This is a genomic window from Pseudomonas sp. KH_046_2, assembly GCF_057838985.1.
The window spans coordinates 5,505,822-5,521,682 of the sequence record NZ_CM174480.1; the positions used below are offsets into that span (position 1 = coordinate 5,505,822).

The following is a 15,861-nucleotide window of genomic DNA, read 5'->3' on the forward strand; positions in this document are numbered from 1 at the left end:
CGGGAGCGACAGCAGAGGATTGCGAAGATTGCTGAATTAAACATCACTTGCGCAATTTTTAACCCCTGATACATAATCCTCCGCAATAGTTACGACAAAGGACCGTTTGATGAGCAAGCTCGACCGTTACGACCTGAGTATTCTGGCGGAATTGCAGCGCGACGCACGCATCTCCAACCAGGAGCTGGCCGAGCGCATCGGCCTGTCGCCTTCGCCGTGTTCGCGGCGGGTCAAGCAACTGGAAGACGACGGCTACATTTCCCGCCAGGTCGCCCTGCTCGACCGCAAGATGCTCGGCCTGAGCCTGACCGCTTACGTGCTGATCGGCATGGACCGTCACACGCCGGAGCGTTTCGAGAATTTCGAAGCGGCCATCCGCACCCTGCCCCAGGTGCTCGAATGCAGCCTGGTGACCGGGATGGATGCCGACTATCAACTCAAGGTCGTGGTGCCGGACATGGATCACTACCAGAAACTGCTGCTGGGGCATCTGACGCGGATTGAAGGCGTGACCAGCGTGCGTTCGAGTTTTGTGTTGAATCAGGTGTTGAACAGCACCGAACTGCCTTTGACTCATCTGCGTAGCTGATTGTGGCGAGGGGGCTTGTCGGGACGCCGCACCGCCCCGTTCGGCTGCGCAGCGGTCGCAAAATAGAACATGCGGTGTACCAGAACAAACTCAGGGGCTGGTTTTGGGGCCGCTTCGCAGCCCAACGGGGGCAAGCCCCCTCGCCACAAGTGCGACACACCGACGCAGGTCAATACAGCGCGAACCCGCGCAGGCGTATACTCCCCGCGCCCTTTTAGCCACGCCCGCGCTGGAGATGTTCGATGGATCCTGCCGTTTTCGAAGAATGGATGATGACCGGACTGGTCACGATCCTGATCATTTTCATGGGTTTCATCGTCTGGGATCTGGCGAAGAAGTCCAAGGCCGGGCGCTTTGGCTCGTTCATCCTGTTCTTCGTGCTGGGCCTGGGCGTGGCGGCGTTCGTGATCAAGAGCGTGGTGATCGGCCTGATCGAATCCGGCACGTTATAAGCGCGCCGGCACTTCCTTCCACTGTCCCTGATCGAGCCCTTCGATCGTCCAGTCACCGATCCTGACTCGCACCAGACGCAAGGTCGGCAACCCGACCGCCGCCGTCATGCGCCGCACCTGCCGGTTGCGCCCTTCGCGAATCACCAACTCCAGCCAGCTGGTCGGCACGCTTTTGCGAAAGCGCACCGGCGGATTGCGTGGCCACAGCTCAGGCTCGTCCAGTTGCCGTGCCTCAGCGGGCAAGGTCATGCCGTCATTCAATTCGACGCCGTCGCGCAAGCGCTGCAATTGCTCGGCGTTCGGCTCACCCTCGACCTGCACCCAATAGGTCTTGGCCAGTTTGTGCTTCGGGTCGGCGATCCGCGCCTGAAGCTGGCCGTCGTTGGTCAACAGCAACAAGCCTTCGCTGTCGCGGTCCAGCCGTCCGGCCGGATAGATTCCCGGTACATCGATGTAATCCTTGAGGGTCGCGCGCCCTTCACCGTCGCTGAATTGCGTCAGCACATCGAACGGTTTGTTGAACAGGATCAGCTTCGGCTCCGCTGGCGGTGCCTTGGCGACACGACGCGTGGCTGAAGGAGAAGGATTCGCGCCAGGGCGGCGGGAAACGGGACGCTGGGGACGGGACATGGCGAAAAGAACATCTAGCGGTCAGGGCTGCTAATGCTAGTGCCCTGACCGCCAAATGACCATGACAACCGTTAGCGGAACGGCGGCTCGTCGAAGCTGCGCAGTTTGCGCGAGTGCAGCGAGTTGAGCTCGGTACGCAACAGATCCACCGCTTCGATACCGATCTTCAAGTGCTGGCTGACAGCGCGTTCATAGAAGGCGTTGGCCGAACCCGGAAGCTTGATTTCACTGTGCAGCGGTTTGTCCGAGACGCACAGCAACGTGCCGTATGGCACCCGCAAACGATAACCTTGCGCTGCGATGGTGCCGCTTTCCATGTCCACCGCCACGGCGCGGGAGAGGTTGATCAGCGGCCGCTCCTGCGCCCAGCGCAGCTCCCAGTTGCGGTCGTCGTAGGTCAGCACGGTGCCGGTACGCAGGCGTTTCTTCAGTTCGTCGCCTTTCTCGCCGGTGACGTTGGCCGCCGCTTGCTGAAGCGCGAGTTGCACTTCGGCCAACGCCGGAATCGGAATGTTCGGCGGCACCACCCGGTCGAGAATCCCGTCGCGACGCATGTAGGCGTGGGCCAGCACGTAATCGCCAATGGTCTGCGACTGACGCAGGCCGCCGCAGTGGCCGATCATCAGCCAGCAATGCGGGCGCAGCACGGCCAGGTGGTCGGTGATGTTCTTGGCGTTGGACGGGCCGACGCCTATGTTCACTAGGGTCACGCCGTGGCCATCGCTGGCGATCAGGTGATAGGCCGGCATCTGGTAGCGGTGCCAGACCACCCCGGCAGCAATCGCCGAGGCTTCGCCGTGATCCATGCCCTTGTCGATGATCACGTTACCCGGCAGCACCATGCGCACGAAGCGCGGGTCTGTGCGCAGTTGCTCCAGACCATGGACGATGAACTGGTCGACGTAGCGGTGATAGTTGGTCAGCAGGATCCACGGCTGCACATGCCGCCAGTCGCTGCCGGTGTAATGCACCAGTCGGCGCAGGGAGAAATCCACGCGGGCGGCATCGAAAAGGGCCAGTGGCAGCGGATCGGTGTTTTCCCAATCGTACAAACCGTCGGCAATGCCGTCGGTCGCCGCCGACAGGTCGGTACTCGGGAACACCCGCGCCAGCACCGCGGCGGTGACGCCGGAGCCCGCCAGCTCATCGCCCTGCTCGACCACATACGGATACGGGATGTTCTGCTGGCTGACACCGACTTCGACGGTCACGGTGAAGTCGTGCATCAGCGGAACGAGCTGTTCCAGCAGGTATTTACGGAACGCCGACGGATGGGTGACGGTGACGCTGTAGGTGCCCGGCAACTGGACCTTGGCGTAAGCGCGAGTGGTCTGCGGGACTTCGCCCTGGCAGTGATAGGTCAGGCGCAATTCGGGATAGCGGAACATCGAGCGCTGTTCGGCATCGGGCTCGACGCGATCCTTGAGGTAGCGCTTGAGCGCCTGGCTCAGCGCGGTGGTTGCACGATTGTGCAAGTGTGCAAGCCGGTCCACGGCTTGCTCGGCGGTTTGAACGACAATAAAAGCTTCGGTCACGATCAGCATCCTGTGTTCTGACTTGCAGACCTTCATCTTGCCTGCATCGTCGCTTCACGGGAACAGTGGTGTGCTGGCAATGCATCATTGCGGTATCCACAGAACAACTGTAGGAGCGAGCCTGCTCGCGATAGCGGTGTATCAGCCAACACAAATGTTGAATGTTACTCCGTCATCGCGAGCAGGCTCGCTCCTACAGGTTCTTTACAGTGCTTGCGGGGTCGATCGGGCGACAATCGCTTCCACATCCAGCCCGCGCGGCAACGCGCCGTACACCCGGCCGCCGCCATCCAGACGACTGGCGATGAAGGCATCACTGACCACCGAATTCCCGGCTTCCAGCAGCAACTTGGCCTGCAACCCCAGGGCGATGTCCTCGGTCAACTGCCGGGCACGGTACTGAATGTCGCTGGTGTCCTTGAAGGCCGCCTGCAACTGGCTGATGTGCACCGCCAGGCGCTTGTCGCCATGGCCATCGCCCAACTCGCTGAACAGCGCATCGAGCACGCCCGGTTCTTTCGACAGGGCACGCAGCACGTCGAGACACTGCACGTTGCCAGAGCCTTCCCAGGTCGAATTCACCGGCGCTTCACGGTAAAGGCGCGGCAGGATGCTGTCTTCGACATAACCTGCGCCGCCCATGCATTCGGCCGCTTCGTTGATCATCGCCGGCGCCCGCTTGCAGATCCAGTACTTGCCCACCGCCGTCACCAGCCGGGCGAATTTGGCTTCCTGCGAATCATCCAGATGATCCAGCGCCTGGCCCATGCGCAGGCTCAAGGCCAGGGCGGCTTCGCTTTCCAGGGCCAGATCCGCCAGCACGTTCTGCATCAACGGCTGTTCGCTGAGCAGCTTGCCGCCAACCGAACGGTGAGCGCAGTGATGGCTGGCCTGGGTCAGCGCCTGGCGCATCAGCGAACTGGAACCGACCATGCAATCGAAACGGGTCATGGCGACCATCTCAATGATCGTCGGAACGCCACGGCCCTCTTCACCGACCATCCACGCCAGCGCGCCACGGAACTCCACTTCGCTTGACGCGTTGGAGCAATTGCCGAGCTTGTTCTTCAAGCGCTGGATGTAGAACTGATTGCGCGTGTCGTCCGGACGATGGCGCGGCAGCAGGAAACAGGTCAGGCCCTTGTCGGTCTGCGCCAGGGTCAGGAAGGCGTCGCACATCGGCGCCGAGCAAAACCACTTGTGCCCTACCAATTCATAGGCCTGGCCCGGACCGCTGGCACCGACCGGATACGCCTTGGTGGTATTGGCCCGCACATCGGTGCCGCCCTGCTTCTCGGTCATGGCCATGCCGATGGTGACCCCGGCCTTGTGGGCCATGCCGACGTTGCGCGGGTCATATTCGGTGGCGAGGATTTTCGGCAGCCACTTTTCCGCCAGGTCCGGTTGCAGGCGCATGGCCGGAACGCTGGCGAAGGTCATGGTCAGCGGGCAGCCGCTGCCGGCCTCGGCCTGGCTGTGCAAGTAAGTCATGGACGCGCGGGCCACGTGGGCGCCGGACTGCGGATGAGCCCAGGGCAATGAGGTCAGGCCGTGCTCGACCGCCGTGCGCATCAATTGGTGATAGGCCGGATGAAATTCCACCAGGTCGATGCGATGACCAAACCGGTCATGGCTGTTGAACACCGGCTTGTTCTGATTGGCCAGGAACCCGGCTTCCATCAACGGGCCACCGGCCAGCGCGCCATAGGCGTCGATCCGCGATTCGGCCCAACCGGCCCCGAACCGCCGCGACCATTCCTGCAATGGCAAGTCGATGCGGTACAGGTTGGCGCCGTCCAGTGACGGTGGCTGATTGGTGACTTCGTGGGTTTCGGCGAACTGATGCAGGTTCATGACAGGGCTCCTTTGGTCGGCCAAGGGACTTCAGTTAAGCACCGCCCCTCGTCCGTTCAAAGTGTCATATCCGCCTAACTGTCGGCGCTTTCGCCCTGTTGCGAGCAGAGCACACGGCGATAGAGCGCGGCCTGCAAGTCTTCGAATTTCACCGGTTTGCTCAAGCGCTCAATCACCGCGCCGGTCGGGCAGTACTCACGGTCGCCGCCCAGGGCGATCATGAACAGCGGCAGTTCGGCATATCCCGGCAACGCGCGGATCTGGCAGCAGACCGACTCACCGTCCTGAAGCGGCAACTGACAATCGACCAGCACCGCGTCAAACACTTCGCGCTGCAAGAGATCGAGCGCGGCACCGACGCTGTCGGCCGTACGCACGCGAAAGCCCAGCTTGAGCAACATGCCGCGCATCACCAACTGACTGATGCCGTTGTCATCGACCAGCAGCACGGCACAATCCTGAGGCAAGCGCAGGCGCGGGAAGTCCCGGGGCATCAACGGTGCAACAGGACGCTCGGCCACCGACAGCCCGACTTCCACATCCAGCTGAAACCGGCTGCCGCGTCCAGGCTCGGAGCGATGAGTCAGGCGTCCACCCAGCAATTCGACCAACTGTCGGCAAATCGCCAGGCCAACCCCCAGGCCACCGTATTCACGGGTCATCGAACCATCGAGCTGGAAGAACCGTTGGTACATCGTGGCCTCCCCCAAATCGGTGAAACCAATGCCCGTGTCGATCACCGCAAAGGTCAGCGCCAGCCGGTCGGGCTCGATGGCCTTGCCGGTCACCCGCAGGGCCAGGCCGCCGACCTTGGTGAACTTGATGGCGTTATCCAGCAGGCACTCCAGGCACTGCGCGATCTTGACGTTATCGCCGTGCAAACGATCCGGTACACCTGGCGCGACATCGACCTTGAAGTCCAGCGACTTGCTCGATGCGTTGCCCTCGAACTGCGTACGCAGAGCCTCGACCACGCCACGCAAGCTGAAGGTGTCGGTCGAGGCCTTGAGTTTGCCGGCCTGCAATTCGGTGAGAGTAAGGATGCCGTTGACCATGCGCATCATGTCCCGCGCCGATCCAGACGCCGTCTGCTGATACTGTTCGAGCTCCGGGTCCATCTCGACCGTCTGCATCAGCTCCAGCGAACCGATCACCCCATTCATGGGCGTGCGCAATTCGTGGGTCAGGGTGGCAAGGAACTCGTCCTTGAGCTTGTTACTGCGGGCCAGTTGCTGGTTGAGCACTTCAAGCTTCTGGCTGGCGTCGAACAGGGTTTGAGCCTGCTGCTCGCGCATGGCGTTGATGCGGTCGGCCAGCGCCAGGGACAGCAGCGCCACTTCGATGGCCGAGCCGATCTGGCTGGAATACATGGTCAGGAACACGTTCGGCAGGTAGCCCAGCACCATCAGCGTATTGACGATGCCTCCGAGCAAAAACGCCGACCAGGCAATGATGAAATACCGCGCCACCCGCAGGCCGCGCAGCCAGGCAAAGATCCCGGCGGCAAATATCACCACGGTGAACGTCAGCGCCAGGGCCGTGGCCAGGCGCAGGGCCAGGGCGTAGCTGGTCATCAATGACAGGCCGACCACCAGCGCACTGAAAGCAACCAGCGCCAGCAACAAGCGGTCGAGCCAGCGGCTGTGGGTGGCCATCTGCAGGAAACAGCGGGCGAACTGACTGCCGAACAGCCCCGCACATCCGATGAAAAACGGCGTAGCGGCGTTGGCCCACCAAGGGTTGTCCGGCCAGAAATACTGCACGGCCGCACCGTTTACCGACAGCTGATACAAGCCGAACGAAGCGATATAGAAGATGTAGTAGAGGTAACTGGTGTCGCGCACGCTGAGGTAGATGAACAGGTTGTAGACCAGCATCCCCAGCAGCACGCCATAGATCAGCCCCAGTACGTAGAGGCGCACGGGCTGCTCTTCAAGGTAGGCGGTGCTCGACCACAAGGTGACCGGCGCCTGGATCGAGCCTTCGCTTTGCAATCGCAAGAATACGGTTTCGGCCTGATCCGGCTTGAACGTCAGGTCGAACAGATAGTTGTTCTGACGAATCTCGCGGCTGGCGAAGGGCAAGGCATCGCCGGTCTGCCTGAGCAACTGATAGTTGCCGGCCGCATCGGGCAAATAGAGATCGAGATGATCGAGGGGCGGATAGGCCAACTCCAGCAGCCAGGTCCGTTGCGCCGCCGGATTGGCCGGACGGTAATGCAGGTCGATTTTCAGCCAGAACACCGAACGGGAGTACCCGGCGTTGAGCGTGTTCTTGTGGTGCGCCTTGAAGTTGCCGGCCGCCGCTTGCGCACGAATATCCGCGATGGTCGCCTGACCACCTGCGTCCTCATAGACCTGCAGGGTTTGGCCCAAGGGGAGGCTTTGAGTGAACTCATCGAACTCGACGGCGTTTGCCAGGAGGGGCAAACACAACAGCAACATCAGCAAATAGCGCATTGAAGCCCCAGCGTGGCCTGTCCGGTTCTGTCAGGAAGCCCCCCATTCCTTTTGAGCAGACGTAAAACCGGCATCACCTGTTATTGGTTTGGATCCACTCTAGCATAGCCGTTGATGGCCATTAAACACCATTGAAATTTTTCCTGAAAAGGCTCTAGAACGGGCGTTTCATAGACGCCACCAGAGGATAACTGGAGGCAGGCAAACCACTGCGGCGAGGGAACAGCCAGACTGGATGTCGCTACACCCGAAAAACGTTGTTTGGTGGTAAGCTCGCGCACCATGAATATCTACAGCTCTCGCCCCGTTGTCCTCTGTCTCTCCGGCCACGACCCAAGTGGTGGCGCCGGCTTGCAGGCAGATATCGAAGCCCTGCTCGCTCAGGGTTGCCATGCGGCTCCGGCCGTCACCGCCCTGACCGTGCAAGACACCGTCAATGTCACGGACTTCCGCGTCCTGGACCGTGAGTGGGTACTGGCCCAGGCCAATGCCGTGCTCAACGACTCCGAAGTCGCGGCGGTCAAACTGGGCATGCTCGGTTCCCTGGAAATGGTCGACACCGTGGTCGAACTGCTTTCGGCGCACCCGCACTTGCCAGTGGTCTGCGACCCGGTGCTGCGCGCCGGCGGCGGCGGACGCCTGGGCAAGGACGAGGTCGGCTACGCCATGCGCGAACGCCTGCTGCCCTTGTCGATCATTGCCACCCCCAACCTTCCCGAAGCCCGGATCCTCGCCGAACTGCCCGAAGGCACCGCGGACGAGTGCGCTGAAAAACTCCTGCCGTTCGTCAAACACCTGCTGATCACCGGCGGACATGGCGACGAAACCGAAATCCACAATCGCCTGTACAGTCGCGATGGCCTGCGCGAAACCTTTACCTGCCAGCGCCTGCCCGGCAGTTATCACGGTTCCGGTTGCACCCTGGCCAGTGCGCTGGCCGGTCGTCTGGCCCAGGGCGAAAACCTCGCCAGTGCCGTACAGACCGCGCTTAACTACACGTGGCGCACCCTGCGTGACGCCGAGCAACTGGGCAAAGGCCAGTTCGTGCCGCGCCGTTTGCCACTGGATTTCTGTTCGTAACTTCTATTTGTAATGCGGTGAGGCTTGTCTGATGAAACTACGTGGCCTGTACGCCATTACCGACAGCCATTTGCTGGACGGCAAGTTGCTCAAATATGTGGAGGCGGCGCTGGAAGGCGGCGTCACCTTGCTGCAATACCGCGACAAGAGCAGCGACGAGGCCCGCCGCCTGCGTGAGGCCGAAGCCTTGCGCGAGCTGTGCGAACGCTACAAGACGCAGTTGATCATCAATGACGACGCCGAGTTGGCGGCACGCCTGAACGTGGGCGTGCACCTGGGCCAGACCGACGGCCCACTGACTCCGGCCCGTGCGCTGCTCGGGCGCCAGGCGATCATCGGCTCAACCTGCCACGCGCAGCTCGAACTGGCCGAACAGGCCGCCAAGGAAGGTGCCAGCTACGTCGCCTTCGGCCGCTTCTTCAATTCGAACACCAAGCCCGGCGCCCCGACCTGCAGCCTCGACCTGCTCGACCAGGCCCGCAAGCAGTTGCACTTGCCGATCTGCGCGATCGGCGGCATCACCCTGGATAACGCCGCCCCGTTGGTGGCCCATGGCGTCGATCTGCTGGCGGTGGTGCATGGCCTGTTCGGTGCCGAAAGCACGGCTGAGGTGACCCGCCGCGCTCGCGCCTTCAACGAATTGTTTTCTATTTAAGCTTTAAATCTGATTTGAGAGCCCGATCATGTCTCGTTCCGAAACCCTGTTTGCCAATGCCCAGAAACACATTCCCGGTGGCGTGAACTCGCCGGTTCGCGCGTTCAAGAGCGTCGGCGGTACCCCGTTGTTCTTCAAACACGCCGAAGGCGCCTACGTCACCGACGAAGATGACAAACGCTATGTGGATTACGTCGGCTCGTGGGGCCCGATGATCCTCGGCCATAGCCATCCGGAAGTGCTGGACGCGGTGCGCAAGCAGCTTGAGCACGGCCTGTCCTACGGCGCCCCGACCGAGATGGAAACCCAGATGGCCGATCTGGTCTGCTCTCTCGTGCCATCGATGGAAATGGTGCGCATGGTCAGCTCCGGCACCGAAGCGACCATGAGCGCCATTCGCCTGGCCCGCGGCTTCACCGGCCGCGACAGCATCATCAAGTTCGAAGGCTGCTACCACGGTCACTCCGACAGCCTGCTGGTCAAGGCCGGCTCCGGCGCACTGACCCAAGGCGTACCGAGCTCGGCCGGTGTACCGGCGGCATTCGCCAAACACACCCTGACCCTGCCGTTCAACGACATCGATGCCGTTGAAGCCATGCTCGCCGAAGTCGGCCAGGACGTGGCCTGCATCATCGTCGAGCCAGTGGCCGGCAACATGAACTGCGTGCCGCCGGCACCGGGCTTCCTCGAAGGCCTGCGGACCCTGTGCGACAAACACGGCGTGGTGTTGATTTTCGACGAAGTAATGACCGGTTTCCGCGTCGCCCTCGGCGGTGCCCAGGCGTACTACGGCGTGACGCCGGACCTGACCACCTTCGGCAAGATCATCGGTGGCGGCATGCCGGTCGGCTGCTTCGGCGGCAAGCGTGAAATCATGCAGCGCATCGCCCCGCTGGGCCCGGTCTACCAGGCCGGTACGCTGTCGGGTAACCCGCTGGCGATGGCCGCCGGCCTGACCACCCTGCGCCTGATCAGCCGCCCGGGCTTCCACGCCGAGCTGACCGACTACACCACTCGTCTGCTCGACGGCCTGCAACAGCGCGCCGATGCGGCCGGCATTCCGTTCGTGACCACCCAGGCCGGCGGCATGTTCGGCCTGTACTTCAGCGGTGCCGACGACATTGTCACCTTCGATGACGTCATGGCCAGCGACGCAGCCCTGTTCGGTCGTTTCTTCCACCTGATGCTCGAAGGTGGCGTGTACCTGGCACCGAGCGCATTCGAAGCCGGTTTCACGTCGATCGCCCACGGCGAAGCTGAACTGAAGCTGACCCTGGACGCCGCCGAGCGCGCCTTCGCGGCCTTGAAGTAACGCTCAAACGCTGACGTTGGCCCTTGCCAGCGTCAGCTTTCGCCTGCATTCCCACGTTTTTTCCTGCTCGTCTGCCAATAATCCCCCGCAAAGTGGGCGATAAATTTCCCGCGCAGCAGAAAAACGAGTAAAGACTTTGTAAGGTTGGCCCTGCTTATTTCATAATGCGCGCTTATTGGATCCCCTCGATGGGTCCGCGCGCCCTTCAGAGGTAAGTCGATTCCCATGAACCGCACCGGCCGCACCCTTGCACTGGGCTGCCTGTTGCTTCTTCAGCCCCTGCTCGCGCACGCACAAGCAGGCGGCAACTCGTTGTTAATCCCAGCGATGGGTCGCTGCACCCTCAATACCCAGCCGCAAGACCTGGAACAGGCGCTCGCCGCCTGCCAGAAAGCGTCGGAAGAAGGGGATGCGCAAGCGCAATACGAGTTGGGTGAGTTCTACTACGAAGGCAAAAACACGCCGCGCGACCTCAATCAAGCCCTGAGCTATTTCGAAAAAGCCTCGCTGCAAGGCCACGCCCAGGCACAATTCAAACTCGGCACCATGTTCTTCCACGGCGAAGGCGTACCGGCCAATAACGTTCAGGCGTACATCCTGCTGAAGATGGCGGCGGTCAACGGCGCAGAAGAGGCCCTGGACACAGCCGACGAAGTCACCGAAAAGATGCCCCGCGAAGAACTGGAACTTGCTACCCAGGTGCTCGGGCAAATCTTCCGTAAATATTTGATGGAATTGCAGAGCGCTGACGGGCGTACGCCTTTCGCGCCACTGCCCTGACAGCGACTCGGTCCCCTGTGGTGAGGGGGCTTGCCCCCGTTCGGCTGCGTAGCAGTCGTAAATCGGTAAATGCAGTATGCCTGGAAGAATGCTGTGGCCGGATTTGGGGCCGCTTCGCGACCCAACGGGGGCAAGCCCCCTCGCCACAAAGCTCACCACACCACAGAGACTTACTTCTCAGGCATCGGCATCGGAAAAGGCATGACATTGCCGACCGCGCCACGGGCTTCGCTGATTTTCGGTGTTCCCATACGCTCGACTTCGTCGATGCGCACGATCGAATGCATCGGCACGAAACTGCGCACCACGCCTTCGAACTGAGCCTTGAGCTTTTCTTCGCTCGGGTCGACGACCACTTGCGTGCGCTCGCCAAAGACGAACTCTTCCACTTCCAGAAACCCCCACAGATCACTTTGATAGATCTGCTTGGCGTACATTTCGAACACCTGGCCCTGGTTGAGGAAAATCACCTTGTAGATTGGAGCTTCACGTTTGGTCATGGCAGGCGAAACACATCGGGGGATAAAAATGAGGGCGCGAACTATAGCATAGCCATTGGACGCGCAGCGGTAGGAACCTGGGTACATGTTCCCTATAATGCGCGGTTCTTTGAATCACGTGATGACTCTATTCCATGGCCAAGAAGCTTTACATCGAAACCCACGGTTGCCAGATGAACGAGTACGACAGCTCGCGCATGGTCGATCTGCTGGGCGAACATCAGGCCCTGGAAGTCACCGCCCGCGCTGAAGACGCCGACGTGATCCTGCTCAATACCTGCTCGATCCGCGAACGTGCACAGGACCGTGTCTATTCCCAGCTCGGTCGCTGGCGCGAGCTGAAGCTGGCCAACCCGAACATGGTGATCGCCGTCGGCGGTTGCGTGGCCAGCCAGGAAGGCGCGGCCATTCGCGATCGCGCGCCGTACGTCGACGTGGTCTTCGGCCCGCAGACCCTGCACCGCCTGCCGGAAATGATCGACGCCGCGCGCATCACCAAGCTGCCGCAAGTCGACGTCTCGTTCCCGGAAATCGAAAAATTCGACCATTTGCCCGAGCCGCGCGTCGACGGCCCGAGCGCTTACGTGTCGGTGATGGAAGGCTGCAGCAAGTACTGCACGTTCTGCGTGGTGCCCTACACCCGCGGCGAAGAGGTCAGTCGGCCGTTCGACGACGTAATTGCCGAGATCATTCAGCTGGCCGAAAACGGCGTGCGCGAAGTGACGCTGCTGGGGCAGAACGTCAACGGCTATCGCGGGACCACCCATGATGGGCGCCTGGCGGATCTGGCCGAGCTGATCCGCGTAGTCGCCGCAGTCGACGGTATCGACCGCATCCGCTACACCACGTCGCATCCGCTGGAGTTCTCCGACAGCCTGATCCAGGCCCACGCCGACGTGCCGGAGCTGGTCAAGCACCTGCACTTGCCGGTGCAATCGGGCTCGGACCGCATCCTCGCGGCGATGAAGCGCAACCACACCGCGCTGGAATACAAATCCAAACTGCGCAAGCTGCGCGCCGCCGTGCCGGGGATCTGCATCAGCTCGGACTTCATCGTCGGTTTCCCGGGCGAAACCGAGAAAGATTTCGAGCAAACCATGAAGCTGATTGCCGACGTGGGTTTCGACTTTTCCTACTCGTTCGTCTACAGCCAGCGCCCGGGCACACCGGCCGCCGACCTGGCGGACGACACTCCAGAAGAGTTGAAAAAAGAACGCCTGAACGCGCTGCAACATCGCTTGAACCAGCAAGGTTTCGAGATCAGCCGACAAATGGTCGGTTCGATACAGCGGATCCTGGTGACCGACTACTCGAAAAAGGACCCGGGCGAGCTGCAGGGCCGGACCGAGAATAATCGTATCGTCAACTTCCGCTGCGACAATCCGACCCTGATCGGCCAGTTCGCAGATGTGCACATCGATGCCGCACAGCCGCACTCGCTGCGCGGCTCGCTGGTGTAGGAGCGAGCTTGCTCGCGATGCTCGTCAACGATGACGCGTGCATCCTGAATGAGCGCGGGGCATTCAAGCCCTTCGCGAGCAAGCTCGCTCCTACATAGTCCACGCCAGAGGCAGGAATCGGGTTGCCTCATTTAAGAGTAAGAGCTTTCGCGCCCACGCCACTGGCGCTATCCTTGATTCATCACTATTGCCCCAGGGCGGCTAAATACGACCTTGAACGCACCCATAGAACCACATCGTTTCATCCTCGAGCCTTTTGAAGCTCGCCGCTTCGCCAATCTGTGCGGGCAATTCGACGAGCACCTGCGCTTGATCGAACAGCGCCTGACCATCGAGATCCGCAACCGCGGAAACCAGTTCGAACTGATCGGCGAGCCCAAACACACCACCTCCGCGGAAAACCTCCTGCGCCGCCTGTACCGGGAAACCAAGGGTACCGAGCTGTCGCCGGACATGGTTCACCTGTTCCTGCAGGAATCGGCCGTCGAGCAGCTGGACAACCACTCCCCCGCCGAACCGTCCGTGGCCCTGCGTACCAAGAAAGGCATGATTCGCCCACGCGGCTTGAATCAAGTGCGCTACGTGAAGGAAATCCTCGGTAACGATATCAACTTCGGCATCGGCCCGGCCGGTACCGGCAAGACCTACCTGGCCGTGGCCTGCGCGGTGGATGCACTGGAGCGCGAGCAGATTCGCCGCATCCTGCTGGTTCGTCCGGCGGTCGAAGCAGGTGAAAAACTCGGCTTCCTGCCTGGCGACCTGTCGCAAAAAATCGACCCGTACCTGCGCCCGCTCTACGACGCGCTCTATGAAATGCTCGGCTTCGAATACGTCGCCAAGCTGATCGAGCGCCAAGTGATCGAAGTCGCGCCGCTGGCCTACATGCGCGGCCGTACGCTGAACAACAGCTTCATCATTCTCGACGAAAGCCAGAACACCACGGTCGAGCAAATGAAGATGTTCCTGACCCGGATCGGCTTCGGCTCCACGGCAGTCATCACCGGGGACATCACCCAGGTCGACCTGCCACGCGGCACCAAGTCCGGCCTGCATCACGTGATTGAAGTACTAAAGGATGTACCGGGGATCAGCTTCACCCATTTCCAGCCCAAGGACGTCGTGCGCCATCCGCTGGTGCAGCGCATTGTCGAAGCCTATGAGCGCTTCGAAACCAAAGCGGCCGATGATGCAGCCGCCAAGGATAGCCGCCGCGATGCTTGAGCTTGACCTGCAAATCGCCACCGAGGCCCGCGCCCCCAGCGAAGCCGAGTTCCGCCAGTGGTGCGAACTGGCTTTGCGCCAGCGCACCGCCGACTCGGAGATGACCATTCGTCTGGTCGACGAAGCCGAAGGACGCGAGCTGAACCACACCTGGCGGCAAAAGGACTACGCAACTAACGTCTTGTCATTTCCGGCCGACGTGCCGGACGAGTTTCTCGACATCCCGCTGCTGGGCGACCTGGTGATCTGCGTAGCCGTGGTCGAGCGCGAAGCCGCTGAACAGGGCAAGGAGCTCAAGGCCCATTGGGCACACCTGGTGATTCACGGCTGCTTGCATCTGCTTGGTTACGACCATATTGATGACGAGGAAGCCGAAGAAATGGAAGCACTGGAACGAACGTTGCTTGCAGAACTGGGCTATCCCGATCCGTACGCGGACGACGAAACCGATTTATCCCCTACCGAAACAACAAAGGATTCAGAGTAATCGCTATGAGCGAAGATCGATCGAGCAACGGGCAGAAGTCATGGCTGGGTAAGCTCACCCAGGCTTTTGCCCACGAGCCGAAAAACCGCCAGGAGCTGCTGGAGCTGCTGCGCGATGCACACCAGAACAAACTGCTGGACAGCGAAGCGCTGGCCATCGTCGAAGGCGCCATCCAGGTGGCTGACTTGCAGGTCCGGGACATCATGGTCCCGCGCTCGCAAATGGTCAGCATCAAGGCGACCCAGACACCCCGCGAGTTCCTGCCTGCCGTGGTCGACTCGGCCCACTCCCGCTACCCGGTGATCGGCGAAAGCCACGATGACGTGATGGGTGTGTTGCTGGCCAAGGACTTGCTGCCGTTGATCCTCAAGGAGAACGGCGACAGCTTCAACATCAAGGACCTGCTGCGCCCGGCCACTTTCGTGCCGGAATCCAAGCGCCTTAACGTGCTGCTGCGCGAGTTTCGCGCCAACCACAACCACATGGCCATCGTCATCGACGAGTATGGCGGCGTGGCCGGCCTGGTGACCATCGAAGACGTGCTGGAACAGATCGTCGGCGACATCGAAGACGAACACGACGTCGAAGAAGACAGCTACATCAAGCCGCTGCCCAGCGGTGATTTCCTGATCAAGGCCCTGACGCCGATCGAGAACTTCAACGAGTTTTTCGACAGCGAGTTCTCCGACGACGAATTCGACACCGTTGGCGGCCTGGTGATGAGCGCGTTCGGGCATTTGCCAAAACGCAACGAAATCACTGAAATCGGCCCGTACCGTTTCCGCATCCTGAACGCCGACAGCCGTCGGATTCACTTGCTTCGCCTGTCGCCCATTGCTCGCTAAGG

Annotated in this window: 15 protein-coding genes; 10 read left to right on the forward strand and 5 right to left on the reverse strand. The window is 61.2% G+C overall.

Annotated features, from left to right (window positions below; all coding sequences use genetic code 11):
• Positions 1 to 109 precede the first annotated feature (109 nt).
• Positions 110 to 589 (forward strand): Lrp/AsnC family transcriptional regulator, encoded by a 480-nt coding sequence (locus AC3IX1_RS25050; RefSeq protein ID WP_007937367.1) that lies wholly within the window; start codon positions 110 to 112, stop codon positions 587 to 589.
• A gap of 242 nt (positions 590 to 831) precedes the next feature.
• Positions 832 to 1,041, forward strand: a complete 210-nt coding sequence (locus AC3IX1_RS25055) for a DUF2788 domain-containing protein (protein WP_008022976.1) — start codon at positions 832 to 834, stop codon at positions 1,039 to 1,041.
• Here the strand turns inward: AC3IX1_RS25055 and AC3IX1_RS25060 are convergent.
• The 4 genes from AC3IX1_RS25060 to AC3IX1_RS25075 all read right to left on the reverse strand — a co-directional run bounded on the left by AC3IX1_RS25060 (position 1,036) and on the right by AC3IX1_RS25075 (position 7,519).
• Positions 1,036 to 1,671: a pseudouridine synthase gene (locus AC3IX1_RS25060; RefSeq protein WP_489386201.1), complete on the reverse strand. Its 636-nt coding sequence runs from the start codon at positions 1,669 to 1,671 to the stop codon at positions 1,036 to 1,038. The two genes, AC3IX1_RS25055 and AC3IX1_RS25060, sit on opposite strands and share 6 nt — an antisense overlap.
• A gap of 71 nt (positions 1,672 to 1,742) precedes the next feature.
• Positions 1,743 to 3,242, reverse strand: coding sequence for an AMP nucleosidase (amn, locus tag AC3IX1_RS25065; protein ID WP_489386202.1), 1,500 nt, complete (start codon positions 3,240 to 3,242; stop codon positions 1,743 to 1,745).
• A gap of 168 nt (positions 3,243 to 3,410) precedes the next feature.
• Complete coding sequence (locus AC3IX1_RS25070) at positions 3,411 to 5,060, reverse strand: acyl-CoA dehydrogenase family protein (RefSeq protein WP_489386203.1); 1,650 nt, start codon at positions 5,058 to 5,060, stop codon at positions 3,411 to 3,413.
• A gap of 74 nt (positions 5,061 to 5,134) precedes the next feature.
• The gene (locus AC3IX1_RS25075; RefSeq protein WP_489386204.1) at positions 5,135 to 7,519 is read right to left on the reverse strand and encodes a 7TM diverse intracellular signaling domain-containing protein; all 2,385 of its coding nucleotides are present in this window, start codon (positions 7,517 to 7,519) and stop codon (positions 5,135 to 5,137) included.
• Between the two features lie 282 nt (positions 7,520 to 7,801).
• Here AC3IX1_RS25075 and AC3IX1_RS25080 point away from each other — a divergent pair, with 282 nt between their 5' ends.
• From AC3IX1_RS25080 to AC3IX1_RS25095, 4 genes are all read left to right on the forward strand, one after another.
• The gene (locus tag AC3IX1_RS25080; protein WP_057713171.1) at positions 7,802 to 8,599 is read left to right on the forward strand and encodes a hydroxymethylpyrimidine/phosphomethylpyrimidine kinase; all 798 of its coding nucleotides are present in this window, start codon (positions 7,802 to 7,804) and stop codon (positions 8,597 to 8,599) included.
• A 31-nt stretch (positions 8,600 to 8,630) separates the two neighbouring features.
• Positions 8,631 to 9,254 carry a thiamine phosphate synthase gene (gene thiE / locus AC3IX1_RS25085; RefSeq protein ID WP_489271303.1) on the forward strand — a complete coding sequence of 208 codons (624 nt, stop codon included), beginning with the start codon at positions 8,631 to 8,633 and terminating at the stop codon, positions 9,252 to 9,254.
• 28 nt (positions 9,255 to 9,282) lie between these two features.
• Positions 9,283 to 10,566 (forward strand): glutamate-1-semialdehyde 2,1-aminomutase, encoded by a 1,284-nt coding sequence (hemL, locus tag AC3IX1_RS25090; RefSeq protein WP_489386205.1) that lies wholly within the window; start codon positions 9,283 to 9,285, stop codon positions 10,564 to 10,566.
• A gap of 225 nt (positions 10,567 to 10,791) precedes the next feature.
• On the forward strand, positions 10,792 to 11,346 hold the full coding sequence (locus AC3IX1_RS25095) for a tetratricopeptide repeat protein (protein ID WP_057713169.1): 555 nt from the start codon (positions 10,792 to 10,794) through the stop codon (positions 11,344 to 11,346).
• A gap of 170 nt (positions 11,347 to 11,516) precedes the next feature.
• Here AC3IX1_RS25095 and AC3IX1_RS25100 read toward each other — a convergent pair whose 3' ends face one another.
• Positions 11,517 to 11,846 (reverse strand): DUF1820 family protein, encoded by a 330-nt coding sequence (locus AC3IX1_RS25100; protein ID WP_008052403.1) that lies wholly within the window; start codon positions 11,844 to 11,846, stop codon positions 11,517 to 11,519.
• A gap of 134 nt (positions 11,847 to 11,980) precedes the next feature.
• Between AC3IX1_RS25100 and miaB the strand changes: the two genes are divergently transcribed.
• The 4 genes from miaB to AC3IX1_RS25120 all read left to right on the forward strand — a co-directional run bounded on the left by miaB (position 11,981) and on the right by AC3IX1_RS25120 (position 15,859).
• Positions 11,981 to 13,306, forward strand: coding sequence for a tRNA (N6-isopentenyl adenosine(37)-C2)-methylthiotransferase MiaB (gene miaB, locus AC3IX1_RS25105; RefSeq protein ID WP_489386206.1), 1,326 nt, complete (start codon positions 11,981 to 11,983; stop codon positions 13,304 to 13,306).
• Between the two features lie 213 nt (positions 13,307 to 13,519).
• Positions 13,520 to 14,527 carry a PhoH family protein gene (locus tag AC3IX1_RS25110; protein WP_056728837.1) on the forward strand — a complete coding sequence of 336 codons (1,008 nt, stop codon included), beginning with the start codon at positions 13,520 to 13,522 and terminating at the stop codon, positions 14,525 to 14,527.
• Positions 14,520 to 15,014: an rRNA maturation RNase YbeY gene (gene ybeY / locus AC3IX1_RS25115; RefSeq protein WP_489386207.1), complete on the forward strand. Its 495-nt coding sequence runs from the start codon at positions 14,520 to 14,522 to the stop codon at positions 15,012 to 15,014. The genes AC3IX1_RS25110 and ybeY overlap by 8 nt, the downstream gene beginning before the upstream one ends.
• 5 nt (positions 15,015 to 15,019) lie before the next feature.
• The gene (locus AC3IX1_RS25120; protein ID WP_489386208.1) at positions 15,020 to 15,859 is read left to right on the forward strand and encodes a CorC family transporter; all 840 of its coding nucleotides are present in this window, start codon (positions 15,020 to 15,022) and stop codon (positions 15,857 to 15,859) included.
• Positions 15,860 to 15,861: the final 2 nt, after the last annotated feature.